Origin of the sequence: Sphingomonas endolithica (genome assembly GCF_025231525.1) — a bacterium.
Lineage (GTDB): Bacteria > Pseudomonadota > Alphaproteobacteria > Sphingomonadales > Sphingomonadaceae > Sphingomonas > Sphingomonas endolithica.
In genome coordinates this window covers 1,879,572-1,893,549 of sequence record NZ_CP103057.1, presented here as the reverse complement: position 1 = coordinate 1,893,549, position 13,978 = coordinate 1,879,572, and the positions used below count along the sequence as shown (strand labels likewise).

Here is a 13,978-nt window from a genome sequence, read left to right as displayed (position 1 = left end):
AAGGGACGACAGATGCCATTCAAGGGCTCTGTCAGAGCAAATGCACCGATCGTTAGGCGGGGCGGGGTAGGGATCGGCATGCCTCGCCCCCGCAAGCCTGCCAGTCCGTTTCGCTACTTCAATTCATCACCCGAGGTGATCCGCCTGGTGGTCATGATGTACGTGCGTTTTCCGCTGTCGCTCCGCAATGTCGAGGACCTGCTGTTCGAGCGCGGTATCGACATTTGTCACGAGACGGTACGGATGTGGTGGAACCGGTTCGGGCCGATGTTTGCCGGCGACATTCGCCGGCAGCGTATTTCGCGAATGCGCGGTTTTCGGCACTGGCGCTGGCACCTCGACGAGATGTACGTGAAGCTAAATGGCGAGATGGTCTACCTCTGGCGAGCGGTCGATCACGAAGGCGAGATCCTCGAGAGCTTCATCACCAGGACCCGCGACAAGGAGGCAGCGCTACGCTTCATGAAGAAGGCGCTGAAGCGTCACGGCAGCCCGGAGGCGATCACCACCGACGGCCTGCGCTCTTATCGTGCAGCAATGAAAGAGCTGGGTAACGAGCAGAAGCAGGAGGTCGGACGCTGGGCCAACAACCGGGTTGAGAACAGCCACCTCTCGTTCCGAAGAAGGGAGCGAGCGATGCTCAGGTTCAGGCGGATGAAGTCGCTACAGAAGTTTGCCAGCGTGCACGCCAACGTCCACAACCACTTCAATCTCGAACGCCATCTCGTCGACCGCCAGACCTACAAGGAACGCCGCTCAGCCGCACTGGCTGAGTGGGGTCAGGTGGCGAGCTAGGCGATCGCGCTCAAAGACCAAAGTGCATCGTGTGGAGAGCGGTTCGCATTAGACTGACAGCACCTTCATGGCCATTGCTAGCAGCTTTTCTTGAAGTATTTTGCGCTCGGTGATATCGCGGATGACCACGGCCCGCTCACCGAGTTCGGCGCTGTCAGCACTCCTGATCGGACGCGATGTTATCTCCGTCCAGACGATCGTTCCGTCATAACGCTTTATCCTAACGGTGACGGTGGCGCTCAATATCTCGCCTGCGTTCAACTTCGCCGTCGCGGCAGTAATTTCAGGTAGATCATCCGCCACGACAAAGTCACTGATTGGATGGCCAAGCGCAGCCTGACTGGCCAACCGAACAGACGTTCAACAGAAGGTGAGATATAACTAAACAGCATGTTTGGAGTGACAGTGGCTATCACGTCACTACAATACTCTCCTAGCAACCTTAGGTTGCGAAGTTCGATCGCATCGGTCTCTATATCCACGCGGCGGCCCCGCGCCTGAGAAACGTCGCCGAGATTTCTGCAGATGGCATAGCATGTCCGTAGCGGTATCCTTGCGCTTCTTCGCAACCTAGCTCGGCTAACGCCGCCTCCTGTTCCGCCGTCTCTACCCCTTCGGCGATAACATCTAGATCAAGGCTTGCCGCCATTCTGATGATGGCATTGACAATAGCCGCGTCGCCAACCTTTCGGTCAATCCGGGCCACGAAGCTGCGGTCGATTTTCAGACGTGTAAGGGGATATCGTTGCAACAGGCTTAGGGAGGCGAACCCCGTGCCAAAATCGTCAAACGCGATACCCACGCCCAGAGCCTTCAGCCTCCTAAGTGCCTTGGTCGATTGGTTGCTATGCCTGAGGACAGTGTTTTCAGTGATTTCAAGTTCAAGCTGACCAGGAGACAGCCTGTGCCTTTTGAGCGCTGATGATACGACTTCAAATAATCGCTCTGAACGTAGTTGCGCTGCAAAAAGATTGACCCCAATGCGCAGTGCTCCCCACCCCATATGGCTCCATTCGGCTGCCGCCGTGCACGCTTGTTCTACGATCCAATCGCCTACCTCTTCGGCAATTGCGCTTTCCTCAAGCACCTCGATAAACGCTTGTGGCGCAAGCAGCCCATGATCCGGATGGCGCCACCGGAGCAGTGCCTCAAATCCCGAGATAGCGTGATCGGCCAAGCGGACCTGAGGCTGGTACCAGAGTTCAAACTCCTTGTTACCCAGCGCATGCCGCAGTTCTGAGCTTAAGCGATGTCTCTGCTCCGAACTGTTCTGCATCGCGCGGACGAAGAAAGTTCGCACCCCTCCGCCGCTGCCCTTCGCACTATAAAGCGCCAGATCCGCGCTTGAGAGGAGCTGCTCTACATCCGACCCATCTTTGGGCGACATCGCGATTCCGATGCTCGTGCTTACGTAAATCGATTGTCCGGCAAGATCGAAAGGATGCTGCAGGGCACAAAAGACTTGCTCTGTAAGCGCATCTACCCTCAGCGGGTCTGCACAATCGGTAAGTAAGACCGCAAACTCGTCGCCGCCTAGTCGAGCCACGAACGCGCCGGCTTCCACGGCCCCCGTCAACCGGGCTGCTACGGCTGTGAGGAGTTGGTCGCCTATAGAGTGACCTAAGCTGTCGTTCACGTGCTTGAAGCCGTCCAGATCAAGCAGCAGCAACGAACACGGCACTCGTTCCACATCTGCTGCAAGCCGCTCGCTTAGTGCATTGCGGTTCGGCAGGGACGTCAGGGTATCACAGTTGGCGAGATGTTCGAGCCGTTGCGTAGCGGAGTGACGATCCGCAATGTCACGCAAAAGAGCGCCGAACATCGGCTCGCCCTCCTCAAGCCACATGGAAAGCGACAGGTCGACCGGGATCTCCGTGCCATTTGCATGCAACGCAAGGATATCAACGGAATGCCCAGCGAGGCGTGCATGCCCGCTCTGAACCGCTCGGGCGAGTCCAGCATCATGCGCGGATCTCAACCTTGGTGGAATGATGATTGAAAGCGGCTGGCCGATCGCTTGCTCGGCAGTGTAACCGAAAAGCTGCTCGGCTGCCGTGTTCCACGATACGATCAGATTGTCTGGCCCGGCACACACCGCCGCAGTCGCTGAGTTCGCCAGCATCTGCTCATAGCGGTGCTGAACTGAGTTTAACTCAGCAAGTGCGCCTTCGGCCCGAGTCGTATTCCACGTCCGGTTGTCCAAATCCGTCTCCCGGGACATCCGTAGCTCCATGAAGTTAAGACTTTGATGGCACTCGTAATCTCGCGCCAATCAGGTGCTGTTTGAGATTACGCTTTGTGGATCCACGTCTTGCCGTGCCGCGCTCAGTCCTACCGTTCTGTACCAGAAAAGCTCATGATAGCCTGCATCGTCGGGGTGGCTGCGGACGTGGAAGCTGCAGTTTGAGCCTCTTCATCACCTGTTATCGGCTTTGCATCATACTCTGGGCAAAGGAGATGGACCCTGGACCATCGGTCAGCTCGCGGGCTCAGCAGAAAACAATCCGACCTGATCCTAGTGATGCTAGGCGCAGCGATTCTATGCATCTTGTGCATTAGGATCGACGCGTTCGAGCGTCTCATTGCCTTTGTCGAAAAACATGAATCATGGCAGCTGGACGAGGCGATCATCGCCTTGCTTTTCGTTGGCGCGGCCTCCCTTTTCCTGTTCGCGCGACGGTCGCGTGAACTGCACCTGGAGGTGTTCCAGCGGCAGACGGCCAAACTCGAAACCGCGGAGCTTACCGCCGAGGCGCTTTCGGCTGGAGCGAATGAACGCCGCTTTCTGGAAGAAGCTGTGCGCGCCAACGAGCAGCGCCTCCAGAGCATCCTGGAGACCGCGCACCAGGCGATCGTCACGATCAATCAACACGGCACAATCAGCGGCTGGAACCGTCACGCAGAACTGACCTTCGGTTGGAAGGCCCACGAGGTAACAGGGCGGATCCTCTCCGAAATCATAGTACCGCCTGAACTACGCGCGGCACACGACGTCGGTTTAGCGCGCTACATGTCGAGCCGGGCCGCGCGCTTGATCGGAAGCCGAATTGAAGTCACTGCGCTGCGCCGGAACGGCGAGGTTTTTCCCATCGAGCTTGCGCTCAGCGCCACCAACATCGGCGACGAATGGCAGTTCACCTCTCTGATACAGGATATCTCTGAGCGGCGCGCTCAGACCGAGTTGTTCGAAAACGCTTTTGATCATGCACCGATCGGAATGGCGCTGGTGGCGCTGGACGGTAGTCTCTTGAAGTTGAACTCAGCCTTTTGCGACCTGATCGGCTATGAGCATGCTGAAGCTACTACGCTAGATTTTCAGACGATTACCCATCCCGACGATCTGGCAGGTGATCTACATCTGTTGGAAAAACTGATCGCCGGTGACATCCCGTCATACCAGCTGGAGAAGCGGTATATCCGCAAGAGCGGCCGGGTCGTATGGGTGCGATTGTCGGCATCTCTGGTGCTGGGAAGCGATGGCGCGCCTAAACATCTAATCGCTCAGATCCAGGATCTTTCGGCGGAACGCGAGTCCGAAGACCGCTATCGCCTGCTGGCGGACACTGCGAGCGACATGGTCGGCCTATATTCAGTACGCGGCCGTTGCTCCTACATGTCACCGTCAAGCGAGAAGATACTGGGTTATGCGCCGGAAGCGTTGACCGGCAAGACGGTGTTCGGCTTTATGCCACCCGAAGAGCGCGAGCCGATGGCGAAAGCGACCGCGACGCTGCAAGCCGCACCCGTGGGCACCACGGTGACGCACCTGACCCGGTTGCGCCACAAAGACGGCCATCTCGTCCACATCGAAATTGGTATGCGCTTGGCAGCCAGCGAGCATGGCGCGCTGCACATCGTCTCGGCATGCCGAGACGTCACGGCTCGTGTGGAGGCGACGGAAGCCCTGGAGGAACGTACACGGGAGCTCATTCGCGCAAACATCGTCGCTGAACATTCGGCGGCCGTGATCCAGGAAGCTCAGGCGCTCTTCAAGGGCATCTTCGAGAGTTCGCCCGACGTAAACATCGTCTACGACCTAGCGGGCAACACGTTTACGATGAACACGATGAACGAAGCTGCGGAACGGTCGCTGGGGTTCACCATCGCAGAGGTGCGAGGGAAGGAACTTCGGGATTTGTTCCCCCCGGCACGCGCGCAGCGCGCGAAGCATAATATGGAAGAGGCAATCGCTCTGGGAGAAGGGCGGCACACGGCCGAGGAGCGAACCGCTTCGGGGAACGACGTGATCTTCGATGTCAGGGTGTTGCCGTTGCATGACGCCGCCGGCGAGGTCCGCCGCGTCTTTGTCGGCAAGCGTGACGTCACCGAGCTGAAGCGCGCTGAGGTGGCCGCACTGCAGGCGAACGTGCTCATGCACACCGCCGAGAAGATCGCGCATATGGGCTACTGCACGCTCGACCTCATCACGCAGGAGGTGAGCTGGTCAAACGAGCTCTGGGGCATGCTCGAACTCGATCCGCAACACCACGTCCCCAGCATCGACCAGCTGATCGAGCGTCGCCATCCTGAGGATAGCGAAAAGGCAGCCGAAGCGATGGCAAATGCAATCGCCAGTGGCGCGCATGACTATGAGAGCAGCTATCGCCTACTATTGCCCAGCGGCAAGGTCCGCCACATTCTCGCGCGAGGGACGATCCGCCGCGAAGGAGGTGTCGCGCTCGGCGTTTTCGGCGTGCTGCTCGATGTGTCGGAACTCAGGCGCGCCGAGGAGAAGGCGCGTGAAAGCGACATGCGATACCGGCTGATGGCCGAGAATTCTAGTGACGTCATCGTCACCAGCGACCTCGAGGGCCGTACGACGTTCGTCTCGCCATCGTCGGTCGCGGTTACCGGATACACCAGCGTGGAGCGCATGGGCCACCAGCCCGCAAACATCACGCACCCCGACGATATTGTGGAGTTACTGGCGACCTTCCGCAGGCTGAAGGGCGGCACGACGGGAGAGCGAGTCCGCTGGCGCTTGTGGCACAAGACCGAGGCGCGCTGGGTATGGGTAGAATCAAGTCCGGCACTGCTGCGCGATCCCGGGACGCAGGCGGTAACCGGCTATCTCGACGTCATTCGCGATGTGACCGCCCAGAAGGAGCAGGAGAATGCATTGGCCGCGGCCAAGCTCGCCGCGGAAGAGGCAATGCACTCCAAGGAGCACTTCCTGGCAAATATGAGCCACGAACTCCGCACCCCGCTCAACAGCATTATCGGCTTTTCCCGCCTGCTCAACGAAAGCAATGGGCTAGATCCGGAAGTTCGGCGCAGGGTTGGGCTGGTGCACAGCGCTGGCCTGGCGCTGCATGCGGTGATCGACAACGTACTCGACTTTTCGAAGCTCGAGGCGGACAAGCTGGTGCTGGATTGCGGCGCGTTCGACGTGGACGCTTTCTTCACCAACACCGTATCGTTGCTGGAGCCACAAGCCGCTTCGCGGGATGTTCGCCTGCACGTCGATGTCGATCCATGCTTGCCCACTAAGCTGGTGGGGGACTCCGGGCGGCTTCGCCAAATACTGCTCAACCTACTGTCGAATGCGGTGAAGTTTACGCAAAACGGCTCCGTGACAACCAGGGTCAAGCTGGTCGAGCGTCAGGATCACGATGCGCGCCTGCGGATCGAAGTCATCGATACAGGCGGTGGCATAGCCGAAGACAAGCTGGCGATGCTGTTCAATAGGTTCGTCCAGGCGACAGCTTCGGTCTCGCGTCATTACGGCGGGACGGGCCTCGGCCTTGCCATATCGCGGCAACTCGTGTCGCTTATGGGGGGCGAGATCGGCGTGACGAGCAAAATCGGCACGGGATCGACCTTCTGGTTTGAGATCACGCTTCCCATCGCCGATGCACTGGAAGGAAGCGAAAATGAAGTTCCAGCGCGGGGACCATTGTCGCTGACGGGTAAGCGGATCCTGGTGGTCGACGACGTCGATCTCAACCGCGAATTAATGCTTGCTATGTTGTCCCCATACGGCTGCACCGTGCAGTTGGCGGAAGATGGACTTGAGGCGCTTACAGTACTGGAGACGCAGAGCTTCGACCTTATCCTCATGGACTGCCAAATGCCGGTGATGGACGGCTTTGCCGCGACGCGGGCGATCCGTCAGCAGACCGGCGCCACCGCAAAGATGCCGATCGTTGCGCTGACGGCTAGCGCTCAGCCACAGCATTTGGCTCGGTGCCGCGCTGCCGGCATGAACGAACATCTGACAAAGCCCCTAAGCCCGAACGCTTTAGAGGAGGTGCTGCAACGCTATCTCGGCGAAACGGCGGAGAGCGAACCGGCGCCGGAGCCTGAGGGCGCTCCCAGAGCCAACCTAACGCTGCGCGAGCGCTATGCGGTTCGGCGGACGGCCACCCTCGAGGCGCTCGACGCGCTGATCCGCGCCGGCCGGTTTACGGACACCGAGGTGAGCGAAGTCGCGAAGATGGCGCACAATCTGGCCGGAACGGCGGGTATGTTCGGGGAGGCCGAACTTGGTGACGCTGCGGCGGAGCTTGATGCTGGAATTGGTTCTTGGCCGCATGAGGATCGCGCAGAACGGATCCGCGCGTCGTCCGACATGATGCACCAGATCGTGCGCAGAAGCGCCTGAGCAGCGATGGGTGGTCATTGCGTTCAGAGACCTCTGCGGTCGCGGGTGCACACTATCGCAGGCAGAACGTCCCGCAACGAGCGAAGGCGGTCTGAACGTTTACTGCCGAGCAGGATGTCGGATCCGCTTCTGCGCTAGCTGAGCGTCTTGTGCCGCACCTCGGGCCTCGCGTTGGTCCGCACGACCGGCTCTCACCTAAAACCGCTGCCCATTTCGCTTCTGCTGCCGCCAAAATCGCTAACGCCAGCCGCAATCCATCGCGCCTGCCGCGGGTGTGAAGGCGAGACCAGGTTGGCCGAAGCCCTACTCTATGGCGACCTGCAGACCCGGCGCCGGTCTGCCGCTGGCGATTAGTCCGCGCGTCAGTGGTCGCTGCCGCCTCGAAGTGTCGGATGATGTAGGTCAGCAGTCGGCGTCAGTGCTTCGCGCCGAGCAGCTTACGCGCCTCCTCCAAATGCCCAGTAACGATAGGAACAGCGCCCTGAGCCACCGTCCGCAGCTGGGGCGTGTCGCCGCTTTGCGCATAGGCCTGGTGCAGAGCAAGCGCGGCCTCATGCGCGGGCACCTGCTGCGACAGGTATTCGCGATCGAACCCGGCTGCATCGACCGCGATCAGCCGGGTAATCTGGTCGCGCTCGTCGGGCTGGAGCACGGGCGTGGGCGGTAACATTCCGGCCGTCTTCGCAGCAGCGAGCGCTTGGTTGGTGGTGAGCGTATGATGCTGGATCAGCATCACCGCATAGCGCCGCACGTCTGGGCTCTGCGAGCGCTGTAGTGCGATCTGGCTGGAACTGATCTCGAAGATGTCGCTTTCGCCAGCAAGGAACAGGAACGGCTTGGCCGCGCTCGTGACAGGCGGCGCCGGCGGCGGCGGGGTGATCGCCTGGGTGAACTCGCGAGGCTGGGTGGCGTGGTCGGCGGTCGGTGCGTCGGGTGGAGCAGGCGTGGCGAGCTCTCCAGGTCCGGCGGGCAGGGAAGCCAGCTGAGCCGCGCATGGCGTCGCCGCCAGGGTAGCGATGGTGGTGAGGACGCGCGCGATCACGGCCGCACCCGCCACAGTTGCGTGGCGACACCCGGCTTGGCGTCAGGCTTGAACCAGTCATTGTCCTGGATGCGCGAGGTGGTCAGCAGCACTTGACCATCGGGCAGTTCGGCCATGCTGTCGGGCCAGCGCAGTCGGCGATCCTGGATGAGCGGCGTGATCGTGCCGTCGGCGGCCATGACCCGCACGGCATTGTCCTCGGGCGCGGTGATGAGCAGGCGCCCATCCCTCAGCCGCAGATAGCCGTCGGCAACGCGGTTCTCAGCCACGCGCTCGACCGAGCGTGCGATCAAGTCCGCCGTGGCATCCGGTCGGGTCAGCGCGGAAATCGGTACCCGATAGATCGTCTTGCCGGTCAGCGCTTGCCACAGCAGGTATTCACCGTCGGCAGACAGCTCGATGCTGTCGGCGTGAAACATCGGCTGGCGCCCGTCGGGGCGGCGTAGCGGGCGACCGTCCGTCATCACCTGCACGCTTGGATCGAGCATGGTGGAGGGATGCTTGTCGAGCACGCGGGTGGCGACGCCGCTGTCGAGATCGAGCACGACCAGGGCGCCGCGGCCGGAGTCGGTCATGAAAGCATGTCGCCCGTCGGGCGCGAAGCGGATGTCGTTGAGATAGGAATCAGGCGGCGCGATGGTCTCGTCGAACGGATAGATGCGAGTGACCGCGTTCGAAGCCAAGTCGATTTTTACTAGCTTCGCCGCCCCAGGCAGCACTTTTTCGGCGTTAGGAGCGCCAGGGTCGAGCACCCACAGGCTGCCTCGCTTGTCGGCGACGACGCTCTGTACGTTCACGAAGTGGGTGCGCGGGTCGATCTGTGCTGCCGCTGCATTCCGCCAGCTGTTCCACTCGGCATTGGGGTACGCCACGGTCGATCCGTTAGGCCGCACCTCCGCGACCGACACCGGCACGTCCGAGTTCCAACGTGGGAAATTCACGAAGATGCGACCGTCCTGCGCCGCAGCGACGCCGGTGACTTCCTGATCGAACGATGAGACCTGCGCGATACGCGGCCCTTGCGCCGACGCGGCAGCAGCCGTTGCCGCCGCAGCGGCGGCGAGGAGCAGGTGGAACTTCATCAGCTAACCTCATGATCGTCTCGGTTGATCGCGGAACCAAGCGCTGCCGACTTTGGTTCCGCGGCTAATAACTCATGATTTGAGGACCTTGATGCATGTTAGACGTCGCTAGCCGCACCGCCCTAATCGTTGCTGCGGCGAGTGCCGCGCTGGGCGGCTGCGCCCAACCGGCAGGTCGGGCGGTCACGCCCGGCACCGTAGCGGCGCTGCGGAACGGGCAACCCGGGCAGGAGGCGTCGGGCGTCCGTCCTACCGCCGCGAACCAGGCGGTGCTCGACGCGCTGACCGGTCCGCTGCGCCTGCGGCCATACCATACGCTTGCGCCGTCAGAGGCTCGGTTGCAGCCGAGCTTTGCCGATGGCGTGATGACGGCGGCGCAGCTCGCGAACCGTCCCGTGACGCCGCCGTCCAACATCGCTACGCGAGAAATCCAAGTTGCGGGCGCGGCCGGACCATTGCCGGCGCGGCTCTATCAGCCGCAGGCAACGTCAGTCGGGGCGCCGCTGCCGGTAATTGTCTACTTTCATGGCGGCGGCTGGGTGATCGCGGATCGCAATGTCTATGACGCGTCGGCGCGCGCGTTGGCGCGAGAGGCGAATGCGATCGTGATCTCGGTCGACTATCGCCGGGCGCCAGAGTTCAAGTTCCCCGCGCAGCACGACGACGCGCTGGCGAGCTATCGCTGGGCGATCGCCAATGCAGCGTCGGTGGGTGGAGATCCGGCAAGGATCGCGCTCGCAGGCGAAAGCGCCGGCGGTAACCTGGCCGTCGCAACCGCGATTGCGGCCCGCGATGCCGGTCTGCCGGCGCCGGTCCACGTCCTGTCGATCTACCCCATCGCGGGTAATGACCTGAACACCGCATCTTATCAGGAGAACGCCAACGCGCTTCCGTTGAGCCGCGCCGCGATGGCGTGGTTTCTGCATCATACGACTCGCACGCCTGCCGATGCCGCCGATCCCAGGATCAATCTCGTCGCCGCCAACTTCGCCGGTCTTCCGCCGGTAACGATCGTCGCCGCCCAGATCGACCCGCTCCGCAGTGAGGGCGAGATGCTTGCCGAGCGGCTCCGCGCAGCAGGCGTTCTGGTCGATCGCCGCGAGTTCGCACGCGTGACGCACGAATTCTTTGGTGGTGACTTGGTCATTCCCGAGGCACGTGCCGCTCAAACCTACGCAGGCCAGCGACTGAAAACTGCATTTGGTAGCCGATAAAGGATTGTAGGCGACCGTAAGTCCAGCTTATCCGTCGGGATCGCAGAGGATGCTTGTTCAGGTATGATCATCATGCGTTAAGCGGCGGCGCCAATTACCTGAACAAGTGTCTACAATTGGGAAGCGCGCGAGCCGCGGCGAATGTCTGGAGGTGGGTCGTCGCATCGGTCAAGCTGCCGGTCCTGCGCGGCCGTTATGTTGCTCATGGCCCACCATCCTTGCGTCCACCCGTCCGAACGCACAACGTAAGCGTCCGTGATGGTTCTTGCCCTGCTACGTGTGCATCTCACCTACCTGTGGCAGCACCGTCGTGCTCTGCATCTAAGTACGCCGCAGCGGTTCACCGAATGGGTGCAACACCGCAAGCTCTACGACCGCGATCCTCGGCTGCCGGAACTTGTCGACAAGGTTGCGGTCAAGGCCGTAGTCGCCCTCGCGCTCGGACCTGAGTGGGTGATCCCAACACTGTGGGAGGGCCGCTCGCTGCCGGACCAACCGCCGGCCCCGTTGCCGCTAGTGGTCAAGGCACGGCACGGCTGCGGGCACATTGCGTTCGTGCGGACGCTGGCCGAATGGGAGGCGGCACGTTCGCAGACGGCATCCTGGGAGAATATGCGCTATGGCCGCTGGTTGGACGAGTGGGCCTATGCAAGCGTGCCGTCGGGGCTGCTAATTGAGCCCTATCTGGGCCAAGAGGAAGTGCTGCCCATCGATTACAAGCTGTTCGTGTTCGGTGGCCGTGCGGCGTTCGTGCAGGTCCATCTCGACCGAGCGACCTCGCACCGCTGGATCGTTATGGACCGCGACTGGCTGCGAGTTTCACCACCAAGCCGCGATGCCGATCCGGCCCGCCCGCGCACCCTCGATCGGCTGATCGCTGGGGCTGAGCGGCTGGCGCGCGGTCATCAGTTCCTCCGCATCGACTGCTACGAAATAGCCGGAAAGACGCTATTCGGCGAGGTGACCGTTTATCCAGGCTCCGGACTGCTGCCGGTGGTGCCGGCTTCGCTCGACCGACACATGGGCGAGCTCTGGCGGCACGCGCGAGATCTGCGCAATGGCTGACTGCTCTACCTGAACGGACGGCGGAAGTTGGGAAGGGGCCCGAAGCAACTGAATGGCGGGAAGTGGGTCGGGTCATCCGGTAGAAGCGGCTATCTCGCGCCGGCCTTCGCCACAACGGAGCGATAGCACTTAACGAGGCGATTATACTGCGCGACGTCAAGGTCAGTTCAGCCTCCTTGGGGGAGAACACACCGCGGATGCGGCGCCGAAATCGGAACGGGGATGAACGGTAGAAAGCATAGTTGACCGGAATCCCGGACTGATGAGGAAGTCATTTAACATGCCACAGGAAGCAACCGTGCAATCCTGGCAGCGACGTCGCAATCGGCCGCGGAAGCTGCCAGTAAGGGATCGACAGCGTTTGAAGTCGAAGCCATAGTTGGCGCCTTGAACAGGAGCCCGTCGATGCCGGTTCTGCGCTCACCCTATTTAGCAAACGCCGCCGAGTTGCGCAGCATTGCCGCGGGCGGTGGCGCGTTGAGGACCGGGGCCCGTTCGCTTGGCGTCGCGCAGGTCCAGGCCGCGTTACGCGACCTCGGCTATGGACTCACCCGTTCGACTGGCAAGGGCAATGCCATGGACGGCTTCTACGGGGAGGAGACAACTGGCATGGTTCGCGCCGTCCAGCGCGACCGCGCGCTTCCGCAGACGGGGATCGTGGAGGCGGCAACGCTGGGCGCCGTCGACCAGTATCTGGCGGTCAAGCAGCCCCTCACACTTACGATCAAGCCGCGCCCGGGTCGCAACTACTCGAGCAAGTCCGCGGCAAAGGCGGCCGCCCGAGGTGCGAAACCGATCGGCCCGGCGGACCCATACCCGCTTCCGCTCTGGGATGAGAATTACGAGATCGGCACCTCGGACCCCACCGTCACACCCGACCCAGGCGCGGGAGGATGGAACACCAAGCCCAGGACCTTTTCGGCCATCGCCCAGGCGGTGGCGATCCAGCAGATGCTGGAGCTAGGCACTAGCCACGTCATCGGTCGGAATGCGACCCGCCACCTCAAGCATTATTTCGCCAACCATGGTAGCGACCTGACGATCGACCTGGAAAACATGATCCGCACTGTGCCAAGTGCCAGAACGGTAATGGTGGTTGAATTCCGCCAGGCGCTGGAATTCCTGCGAGGCCTGCCGCCCGGCCGCTATGATTTTACATCGCGGCGAGGAAGCGGCGGTTACAACCGGCAGCAGGAAAGCACCGATTGGTATTTCGCCATCGGCGGCTATTCGGTGTGGGGCAAGGGACGTGCGGAGATGACGGGCACGGGCGCGAACCGCCGCTATGACGTCGACTTCACCTACAAGTTCTTCGACCGCTACAACTGGGACGGCGGCAAAGAAGTCGAGATTGGCGGCATTCGCATCACCGACGAATTCATGGGTGAATTCCATCGCCAGGGCCTGACCAAAGAATATACTTGTTATGGGTCGCTCCGGCGACGCCTCAGCTGGGTCGGGGAAGTCAGCGCCCCCAGCGAAAACCTTATCCTACAGGCGGGGCGGCGGTAAATGCGTGCAGGTCTCGTCCGCTCGCTCGTCACTGGCTCGCTCGCGGCGCTTGCGTCGTGCGGCCAGGCTGCCCCCCAACCCGAAAGGATTGCCGTGACCCCCACGTCCATAAAGCAGGGCCAGGACGCTGCTCCCATTCTCGCCCGGATCGGCCTGAAGGCCCCGCCCTCCGCTATCGTGGAATATGTGCGGCAGGAACGCGGGATGGACGACAATGCGCGACTGATCCTGCTCATGCCGGCCGGTGAATGGGCGGCGATGCAGGCGACGCCGCCGCTCGATGCGGTTGCGCCCGATCGCTATACCGCCAACGAAGCGACGCTGCTGGGCGCCAGCGAGGGTGCCTGGCACCCGAGCGACGAGCCCGCGATCAAGGGCGCCCAATTCAACCTGCCGGCCGCGACATACTTGAACGTCGGAGTAGCGCCGGCCAACGAGGGCCGGGTACGCGTATATCTGTCCTGGTTCGAGACCTGAACGGCCGGACGGCCGAGGCGGAACGCCGGACGTTTCGAGGCCCCCAGCTTGTTGGCAGCGACGATCAGGATTGCTGCGGCCATCACAGTTCTGATCGGTTTGCAAACCTACTCGTCGGCCGTGCCTTCAAGCAACGTAATCCGCGATTGTAGCTCGGCAGTGGCAGGGATCGGTGGCGCAGTGCGAA

10 protein-coding genes are annotated in these 13,978 nt (G+C 61.8%); 6 read left to right on the top strand and 4 right to left on the bottom strand.

What is annotated here, in order from left to right; all coding sequences use genetic code 11:
• Positions 1-78: 78 nt before the first annotated feature.
• On the top strand, positions 79-795 hold the full coding sequence (locus tag NV382_RS08890; RefSeq protein WP_260600136.1) for an IS6 family transposase: 717 nt from the start codon (positions 79-81) through the stop codon (positions 793-795).
• Between the two features lie 48 nt (positions 796-843).
• Here NV382_RS08890 and NV382_RS08885 read toward each other — a convergent pair whose 3' ends face one another.
• Together NV382_RS08885 and NV382_RS08880 are read right to left on the bottom strand one after the other, a co-directional pair.
• Positions 844-1,143, bottom strand: coding sequence for a PAS domain S-box protein (locus NV382_RS08885; RefSeq protein ID WP_260600135.1), 300 nt, complete (start codon positions 1,141-1,143; stop codon positions 844-846).
• 124 nt (positions 1,144-1,267) lie between these two features.
• Positions 1,268-3,016 carry a putative bifunctional diguanylate cyclase/phosphodiesterase gene (locus NV382_RS08880; RefSeq protein WP_260600134.1) on the bottom strand — a complete coding sequence of 583 codons (1,749 nt, stop codon included), beginning with the start codon at positions 3,014-3,016 and terminating at the stop codon, positions 1,268-1,270.
• 327 nt (positions 3,017-3,343) lie between these two features.
• Between NV382_RS08880 and NV382_RS08875 the strand changes: the two genes are divergently transcribed.
• On the top strand, positions 3,344-7,399 hold the full coding sequence (locus NV382_RS08875) for a PAS domain S-box protein (protein ID WP_260600133.1): 4,056 nt from the start codon (positions 3,344-3,346) through the stop codon (positions 7,397-7,399).
• 415 nt (positions 7,400-7,814) lie between these two features.
• Here NV382_RS08875 and NV382_RS08870 read toward each other — a convergent pair whose 3' ends face one another.
• Positions 7,815-8,441, bottom strand: a complete 627-nt coding sequence (locus tag NV382_RS08870) for a DUF4142 domain-containing protein (RefSeq protein ID WP_260600132.1) — start codon at positions 8,439-8,441, stop codon at positions 7,815-7,817.
• A complete protein-coding gene (locus NV382_RS08865; RefSeq protein WP_260600131.1) occupies positions 8,438-9,523 on the bottom strand; it encodes an SMP-30/gluconolactonase/LRE family protein in 1,086 nt (361 codons plus the stop codon). Before NV382_RS08865 ends, NV382_RS08870 begins: the two co-directional genes overlap by 4 nt.
• A 95-nt stretch (positions 9,524-9,618) precedes the next feature.
• Here NV382_RS08865 and NV382_RS08860 point away from each other — a divergent pair, with 95 nt between their 5' ends.
• The 4 genes from NV382_RS08860 to NV382_RS08845 all read left to right on the top strand — a co-directional run bounded on the left by NV382_RS08860 (position 9,619) and on the right by NV382_RS08845 (position 13,791).
• On the top strand, positions 9,619-10,737 hold the full coding sequence (locus NV382_RS08860) for an alpha/beta hydrolase (protein WP_260600130.1): 1,119 nt from the start codon (positions 9,619-9,621) through the stop codon (positions 10,735-10,737).
• 258 nt (positions 10,738-10,995) lie between these two features.
• Entirely contained in the window at positions 10,996-11,802 is an 807-nt protein-coding gene (locus NV382_RS08855; protein WP_260600129.1) for an ATP-grasp fold amidoligase family protein, read from the top strand.
• 405 nt (positions 11,803-12,207) lie between these two features.
• Positions 12,208-13,314 carry a peptidoglycan-binding domain-containing protein gene (locus tag NV382_RS08850; RefSeq protein ID WP_260600128.1) on the top strand — a complete coding sequence of 369 codons (1,107 nt, stop codon included), beginning with the start codon at positions 12,208-12,210 and terminating at the stop codon, positions 13,312-13,314.
• A 93-nt stretch (positions 13,315-13,407) separates the two neighbouring features.
• A complete protein-coding gene (locus tag NV382_RS08845) occupies positions 13,408-13,791 on the top strand; it encodes a hypothetical protein (protein ID WP_260600127.1) in 384 nt (127 codons plus the stop codon).
• The last annotated feature ends 187 nt before the right edge of the window (positions 13,792-13,978 follow it).

Bases quoted from the DNA above. Each gene is read 5' to 3' on its own strand.
- NV382_RS08890 (WP_260600136.1), top strand. From the start codon at position 79: ATGCCTCGCCCCCGCAAGCCTGCCAGTCCGTTTCGCTACTTCAATTCA.
- NV382_RS08865 (WP_260600131.1), bottom strand. From the start codon at position 9,523: ATGAAGTTCCACCTGCTCCTCGCCGCCGCTGCGGCGGCAACGGCTGCT.
- NV382_RS08860 (WP_260600130.1), top strand. From the start codon at position 9,619: ATGTTAGACGTCGCTAGCCGCACCGCCCTAATCGTTGCTGCGGCGAGT.
- NV382_RS08850 (WP_260600128.1), top strand. From the start codon at position 12,208: ATGCCGGTTCTGCGCTCACCCTATTTAGCAAACGCCGCCGAGTTGCGC.
- NV382_RS08855 (WP_260600129.1), top strand. From the start codon at position 10,996: ATGGTTCTTGCCCTGCTACGTGTGCATCTCACCTACCTGTGGCAGCAC.
- NV382_RS08880 (WP_260600134.1), bottom strand. From the start codon at position 3,016: ATGTCCCGGGAGACGGATTTGGACAACCGGACGTGGAATACGACTCGG.